Origin of the sequence: Anaerosporobacter sp. (assembly GCF_031551385.1) — a bacterium.
Classification (GTDB): Bacteria; Bacillota; Clostridia; order Lachnospirales; family Lachnospiraceae; genus Anaerosporobacter.
Genome location: NZ_JAVBNS010000121.1, coordinates 1 through 7,700, shown reverse-complemented (window position 1 = coordinate 7,700; position 7,700 = coordinate 1). Strand labels below are relative to the sequence as shown.

Genomic DNA, 7,700 nt, shown 5'->3' with positions numbered 1-7,700 from the left:
AAACTAGGAGGTGTCGAAATCCAAAGAAGACTAGCACCTGATTTTGAAGAAGCACTAAGATAGTGTTTTTTACAAGGGGTAAAATAAAAAGCTTCTCCTTTTTTTGCTTTGTATGATTTCGTTCCGATGTGAATGGTAACTGTACCATTCAGTACATAACCAAATTCCTCACCTTCATGAGGATTATCTGGATAGGTAGAACCATCAGGTTCTAATGTGAGAAGAATGGGTTCCATCATGTTTTTTTGCGCATTCGGTATAATCCATTGAATCTCATTTTTTAATTCACAATCATATTTTGCGAAATAATCCGATTTATGAAAAACGACTTGTTCTGAAGTTGTATTTGAAAAAAATTCTTCTAGATTCGTTCCAAGACATTGCAAGATATCAACTAAAGTAGCAATAGAGGGTGATGTTAAATCTCTCTCAAGTTGCGAGATAAATCCCTTTGACAGTTCAGCACGATCTGCTAATTCTTCTTGTGTAAGATTCTTTTGAACACGGAGTTCTTTGATTTTGTGACCAATTTGCATGTGGATTCACTTCCTTTTACTTAGCATAACTACACTTCGAGTTTAGCTATGCTAAACTTATAGCATATTTTATTATACACGCATTATATAGAGTGTCAACAAAAAGATACATAAATCATGCTAAATGGAATTAATTTGAGAAAATAACTGAAAAGCATTGACTTTAAAGGCAAAAAAAGCAATTAATATAGAGAAAAATGACAGAGAAATAGATAAAAAAGGAGCAATTACACGGATAAATGCAATTGCTCCTGGTATCTTATTTTTTATAAAATTCTTGAATCTTATCTAATCGAGAAGTCATGTTTTGGAAGAGCATATCAACTAAAGTTAATGCAACCATAGATTCGATAACAACAACAGCTCTTGGAACGATAATAGGATCATGGCGACCTTTGATATTAATTTCGATGTTTTCATTAGACTTATTCACAGTATGCTGTGTTCTTGCGATAGATGGTGTTGGTTTAACAGCAGCACGAAGAACAATGTCTGTTCCATCACTCATACCACCAAGAATGCCACCTGCATGATTTGTTTCTTTTGATAATGTGTTATCTTCATAATAGAGAGCGTCATTGTTCTCATCACCAAGAATCGTAGCACATTCAAAACCATTACCGATTTCAACACCTTTTACCGCACCAACAGACATAATGGCTTTAGATAGGTTTGCATCTAATTTGTCAAATACAGTTTCGCCAACACCAGCAGGCATTCCTTTTACAACACATTCAATGATTCCGCCAACAGAGTTGCATTCTGCCATCTTTTCTACAAGGAAATTTTCCGCTTTAGCAGATGCCTCTAAATCAGGCATGTAGATAGGGCTTTGCATAATATTTTCTAAATTAAGATTTGCACGATCAATTGTAATTGGCCCAATAGATTGTGTGTAAGCGTTAACGTGAATGTTAAGACTATCAAGGATAGCCATAGCGATAGCACCGGCAGCTACACGAGCAATTGTTTCACGACCTGAAGAGCGACCACCGCCTCGGTAGTCACGAAAACCGTATTTGGAATCAAATGTATAGTCGGCATGTCCTGGACGATAGTAGTTAGCAATTTCGGAATAATCACCAGAACGTTGTGTTTGATTCATAACAACCATAGAAATTGGAGTTCCCGTGGTATATCCTTCGAATACACCAGATAAGATTTCTACATGATCGTCTTCCTTACGAGGAGTAGAGTATTTGGATTGTCCTGGTTTTCTTCTATTAAGATAGGTTTGAATATATGCTTCAGAGATTGGAAGACCAGCGGGACAACCATCTACAACAACACCAACACCTTTGCCGTGTGATTCCCCCCAAGTTGATATTTTGAACATAGTGCCTAATGATGAACCTGCCATGATAGTACCTCAATCTTTCTATATATAATATATGTTTGTTTTCTTGAATGGTATGTCTAATTGTAACTTGAAAGATATAGTCTTTCAACGTTACATAATGATTATAGTCAATGATGTCAATTTAAAGTCGTCATTTTATGTAAACAAATGTGGAAATGGCATCGTTTCAACTATTATAAGGGAAAATTGGATGAATAGTCAATGAATATATGGACATTTTTTCGGACAATTTCATATATTATAGTATGCACACGATATTTTGGAAATATCCAGTTTGTTGGAACACTCATATAAGGAGGGGCAATGTGATGGAGAACTATTATAGTAGGATAAATCAAGATGAGATGGATTGGCCTTACCAACGATATGCAAGTATTGAAACAGAAAACAATATTGATTGCTTTGAGAAGGTAGTGAAAGAAGATGATTCGGAATTGGTAATTGATGATACAACCATTTATGAGATTGATCTAAAATGTTATCAATGCCTTCAAAATAGAAGAAGAAAGAACAGACATAATTTCTAATAGGTAACTTTATAGAAAATAGAAAGGGGATATCGGTAAACCGATATCCCCTTAAGTATTGATTAGAAGCAGAAACCGTTGCCGCCACCACAGAAACAAAGAATAAGGATAATCCAGATGATGCTGCCACAGTCATTACCACCACAACCGTTGCCACAGCCACTGTTACCAAATCCGTTACCACCACAGCAGAATAAAAGGATAATTATCAATAGACAACTATTTCCTCCATCACTACTACAACCATTTCCACATCCACAGTTTGTTGCTGCTAAATCACTCATTTTAGTTCCTCCTAAAATTAACTTACAATGTATCTTATGTGTGACTGCTTGACTGCTTTACTAGATTTTATAAAGATTCTGAAAAAACCGATTGCTATAATTCGAGGAAATATTCGGTTTATGGAAAAAATGTATTTTGAGATAAAAGAATGTTTTACCATAAAGTTACAATTGCATTATTATGGAGGAGAATTGGAAGAAGAATGTAAGAGTAATGTGAAAATTAAGGAAATATTCATGTATTATATTTGCAATAAGAAAAAAATAAAAGTAATATTTTGAAAAGTGCATTTTTTAAGTAAAGAGTGCAATTTTTTGAGGAAATATTGCCGATTGCTACTTTTTGTGTTAATCTAGGTGTGCGACAGAATAATGAGAGATATTTACAGAAAGGGGTTTGTATGCTAAATATAAATTCAAGTAAAAAGAAAATGCTTGCTGCAATACTATGTTTGGTTATGATTGTGACATCGATACAAGTACCAAAACGAGTAATATATGCAGAAGGAGCAGAAAGTTTAAGTGATTACGTAGAAGACGTAGTTGTTAAAAAGAATGCAGTTGATGTTACGAAGGAGACTTCAATTCAGTTAACGGATGGAGATTCTTTGAAAGTAACATATGATATAAACATTCCAAAGGGGAAAGTGGCAACAGGAAGTGCCATAACAATGGATATTCCTGAAAAGATGATACCCAAAATTGATACTACAACAGGTATTAAATCACCATATGCTGTAACGGTTTCAGGTTCAGCAATCGTATTAACGCACGAGGACGTAGACAATGGAGAGAGTAGTGAGGGTGATGTTTCGGAAGATACAATAGAGGGAAGTTTTGTTGTTGATTATGCGTTGGATTTGAATGCGGTAGAGAAAGATGTGTCATTTTCGTTTGATGTGGAGACGAAAGAGGGAACAAAGCGGTATCAAATTACATATGCACCGAAACAAACGATTGATTTTATAACGAATGTGCAGTTGTTAATAGATGATGATACACCAATAGGAGATACACGGGTTGATAAAGATTCCTCCGTGATTGTACATTATGATTTTTCTTGTGCATCGGGTCAGAGTTTGGCTGATTTAGGTGAGTTTAGTGTTGCATTGCCAAATGAGATAAACGTAACAGGGAATTTTACTAAGACATTGTCAACTGAGCCAAATGATGGAGGTGTACAGCTATGTGTAGCATCAGTAAGTAAAGAGAATAGAAATGTAACATTTACATTCAATGAGGCAATTTCCAGTATGTACGATATTGAAGGTGAGTTTGAATTTGAACTTAAATTCAATAAATCAGCCATTGGTAAAGTAGATTATAAAGTAATTACATTTGAAACTGGAAATAACAATATTGATATCGGTGTTTATTTTAATAATCCAGATGTAATACCTAAAATAGAAAAAAGCTATACAAAGCAGGAAAATCATGAATACTCATGGACAACAACAGTAACGGGTGGTAATACAGTTGCAGGTGGAGCTACTATTGTAGAAATTATTCATAATCAAGAACTTATCGAAGGTTCTGTTGCGTTTAATGGTAATACATTAGATAAAACACAATATGAATTAGTAAAAGTATCAGGAGAAGAGAATAAGTGGAAGCTATCTTATTACATTTCTGATTTTGGCGACTATGATGAGGAAACTGACTTTATATTAACTTATAAGACGAGAATACTTGATTCCGTATATGCTGGAGGCATAGAGACGACATTAACAAACACAAGCAGTTTGTATGATGGTTCTAAGTTAATAGATTCTGCTGATGTGAAAGCAGGTGAAATTATAGTAACGCCAAAGTGTTTTGAGCAGAGTGTTGTTATTAATTTGAAGGCAAAATTAGCGACTTGGACATTTAAAGTAAATAGCGATGAAATTGATATGGAGGACCCATGGTTTGAATGGGAAATTATAGATAAGTATTTGGTAATGCAAGATGATTCATTCACAATAACATCCGCTGATGGGACAAAAACTTATACTAAGGCTGAACTGAGTACTTGGTATGTAGACGCCGAAGGTTGCTATACGTTTGATGGGTTAAAAGATAGTAGTAATATATTGAATAAGGCTGTAACGATTTCCTTTAACACAACAATTACAGAGGATTTCTTTAAAGAAAACAGACCAGGATATGAGTTTGAAGTATCTGCTTTTATGACATGGCTCCAACCAATAACAGGTGGTGGCTCAGGTACAAGAATTCGCCAAGGGAAACCTGAGAATCAAAAGCAAACGATATCTTACTCTGTTGTAAAAAAACAATCGTTAGAGTATGATGAATCAACGGGAATGATTCTTTGGGAGATTAGCTTGAACAGTGATACTGTGGCAGATGCAATTAATCTTAGTGATGTAGTAATTACAGATATAATTGGTGATGATCAAACATTTGTTAGTGAATCAGTTAAATATGCAGATGATACAGATACAAAGCCTACAAGTGTTTCAGAAGGAAAGACAGAAGAGAACAAAGCTTATTATGAAGTAGTAAAAGATGGGGAAAAAGAGAATGTCGTAATACACTTTCCATCAGTAACAACAAGTCGTCGTGTCTATATTCAAACAAAAGTTTCAGATTCTATCATTTATCATAATGTAGATGGCGAAAAAAAAGTAGTAGGAAATTCAATAACGGTAGAAGCTACAGGAATTGAAGGAACACAAACGGTAGATGATGCTACAAGAAAAATAGATAGCAAGATTATTCGAAAAGAAAGTTCATATGATGAATCTAGCCATACAATTACATGGAAAGTTCATATTAATGAAAGTGGTTTACCAATTGAGAATCCAGTCTTTTCAGATGTCATTACGAAATCAGAAATACAGAAATATAAGGCAGGTTCATTTGAAGTTACGAAAGGTTCAGAAGTGATAGTAGATAAGGACGATGCACTTGATGACGATAAGCTAAATAGTAGTGAACCTACATTGGTATATGATTTTGCAGATGCCAAAGATGAGAAGGGAAAAATTAATGACTACTATGTTATTACATATAAAACATATATATATAACGATGAAGATTTCTATGAAAATACAACAATATCAATTGAAAATACGGCTGTATTAGCAGGAACGGCGACACTAGATTTAGAAAAAACACCTTTTACTGAAAGTGCGAAAAAGATAGAAGAAGTAACAGTTAGCGTAGTTACAAAAGAAGCAGTGTTTGAAGATAATCAATACATGATACGATGGAGAATTACAGTAAATCGTGATGGATTAAAATTGCATAATGCAACAATTACAGATTGTTTTGCTGGATTAGAGGGTGACCTAGAATTTGATGCAACAGATATGACCTTGATTAAGGGTGAAAGAGTAGAAGGAAAATGGCGTGTGGATGCCAATACTAAAGCATGGGTTGGAACCGAAATAGCAATAAGTAAAGATGATTTTAAATATGATACTAAGACAAAGACCCTAGTATTCAATTTACCAGAAAATTCAACGGATGCATACCAGCTTTCATTTACAACAAAAATTAAGAATAAGACATTAAAGAAAATCAAGTGTCAAAATGAAGCAATCTATAAGAATAATTCGGGAGAGATAGAAATTACTTCTCAGAAATCAATGGCAGTGGCAAACATGACATTGCCGTCTGGTGCAATTAGCGGAAAAGGAAAGTCCGGAACATTAATTATTAAGAAGTATATTACAGGAACAACAATACCACTAGAAGGAACTGAATTTGCGTTATATGATAAATTTGGTACACAAGTTGGCTCTATCAAGAAGACAGATGCCCAAGGTAAGGTTGTATTTGAAGACCTTACAGTAGATGGGAAATATACAATTAAAGAAATTAAACCAACAGAAGGATACCAAATTAATAATGATATATTTGAAACAACATCTTCTACTGAGCCAATAAAGGATAATGAATTTATAGCAACAGATGGTACCATAGAGATATATTCCTATGCAGAACTTCTTAAAACAAACATTTCCTTCAAGAAAGTAAAAGAAGTAGCAACTGGAGATGGACTTCAAGGAGCAACATTCAAGTTATATAAGACAAATGATGCGAACGAGACTACAATAGAAACTGCAATAAGTGATAAAGATGGTATTGTTACATTTGAGAATATAGCATTTGGTGAATATACGATTGCAGAGACAAGTGCTCCAACGGGCTACAAGCTTTCTACGTCTATAATAACAGTAACAATGTCAGTAGTTGAACCAGAAAAAGGTGAAACTCTATATACAGCAAAAGCAAATCTAAGCTCAGAAACATACATTAATACCACAATGCCTGGAAGTATTGAAGTAGTATTAACTGATGCAGATGAGACCGATAAAGCAATTGAAGGCGCTACATTTGAGGTTTATGATAGTAATGATACATGCATAAAAGAATTTACAACGGATTCCTATGGAGAATGTGATGTTACAGGATTACCTCTTGGAACATATACAGTAAAACAAACAGAAGCAGCAAACGGCTACATAAAGAGCGATGAGACAAAGAGCACATTACTTGAGTTAACAGATCGTGATAAGGTAGTAAAATTTAAGAATGATAGAATTAAGGCAGATATTAAGTTTACTGTTAAGGTTGATGATGCAGAAAAAACACCATTAGAAAATGTTCGATATGAACTGTATGCTAAGGATGATGATAACTGTTCAAACCTAATTAAGTATATCGATAGTACAAAAGACGGAGTAGTTTGCTTCACTGATGTACCATATGGAGAATATAAGATTATTCAAACCGATGTACCAGCAGGTTACGAAAAAACAAATGAAGTAATATCCGTTGCGATTACAGATGATATTAAAACATTAACGGAAACAATAGAGCCAGAAATCGAAAGTTCTAAAAGTAATACACAATATCTTAGAATATGTCCTGGTAGTATTAAAGTAATATTAACAGATGAAGAAACCAGTGAACCAATTGAAGGTGCAAAATTTGCAGTTTATGATGCTAAGAATAAACTAGTAGATATATTTGAAACTGATGA

The 7,700-nt window shown here is 34.2% G+C and carries 5 protein-coding genes; 2 read left to right on the top strand and 3 right to left on the bottom strand.

Annotated features, from left to right (window positions below):
• Nucleotides 1-536, bottom strand: a 536-nt coding sequence (locus tag RMR19_RS10610) for a helix-turn-helix domain-containing protein (RefSeq protein ID WP_310603464.1), incomplete at its 3' end; no start/stop codon positions are given.
• 259 nt (nt 537-795) lie between these two features.
• Nucleotides 796-1,896: a chorismate synthase gene (aroC, locus tag RMR19_RS10605; RefSeq protein WP_310603463.1), complete on the bottom strand. Its 1,101-nt coding sequence runs from the start codon at nt 1,894-1,896 to the stop codon at nt 796-798.
• A 308-nt stretch (nt 1,897-2,204) separates the two neighbouring features.
• On the opposite strand from aroC, the gene RMR19_RS10600 reads away from it, so the two are divergent.
• Nucleotides 2,205-2,423, top strand: a complete 219-nt coding sequence (locus tag RMR19_RS10600; RefSeq protein WP_310603462.1) for a hypothetical protein — start codon at nt 2,205-2,207, stop codon at nt 2,421-2,423.
• A 62-nt stretch (nt 2,424-2,485) separates the two neighbouring features.
• On the opposite strand, the gene RMR19_RS10595 is transcribed toward RMR19_RS10600, so the two are convergent.
• Nucleotides 2,486-2,707 (bottom strand): chorion class high-cysteine HCB protein 13, encoded by a 222-nt coding sequence (locus tag RMR19_RS10595; protein WP_310603461.1) that lies wholly within the window; start codon nt 2,705-2,707, stop codon nt 2,486-2,488.
• A 401-nt stretch (nt 2,708-3,108) separates the two neighbouring features.
• On the opposite strand from RMR19_RS10595, the gene RMR19_RS10590 reads away from it, so the two are divergent.
• On the top strand, nt 3,109-7,700 hold a 4,592-nt coding region (locus RMR19_RS10590; RefSeq protein WP_310603460.1), incomplete at its 3' end, for a SpaA isopeptide-forming pilin-related protein.

Coding starts and splice junctions, on each gene's coding strand:
- aroC (WP_310603463.1), bottom strand. CDS start 1,896: ATGGCAGGTTCATCATTAGGCACTATGTTCAAAATATCAACTTGGGGG.
- RMR19_RS10600 (WP_310603462.1), top strand. CDS start 2,205: ATGGAGAACTATTATAGTAGGATAAATCAAGATGAGATGGATTGGCCT.
- RMR19_RS10595 (WP_310603461.1), bottom strand. CDS start 2,707: ATGAGTGATTTAGCAGCAACAAACTGTGGATGTGGAAATGGTTGTAGT.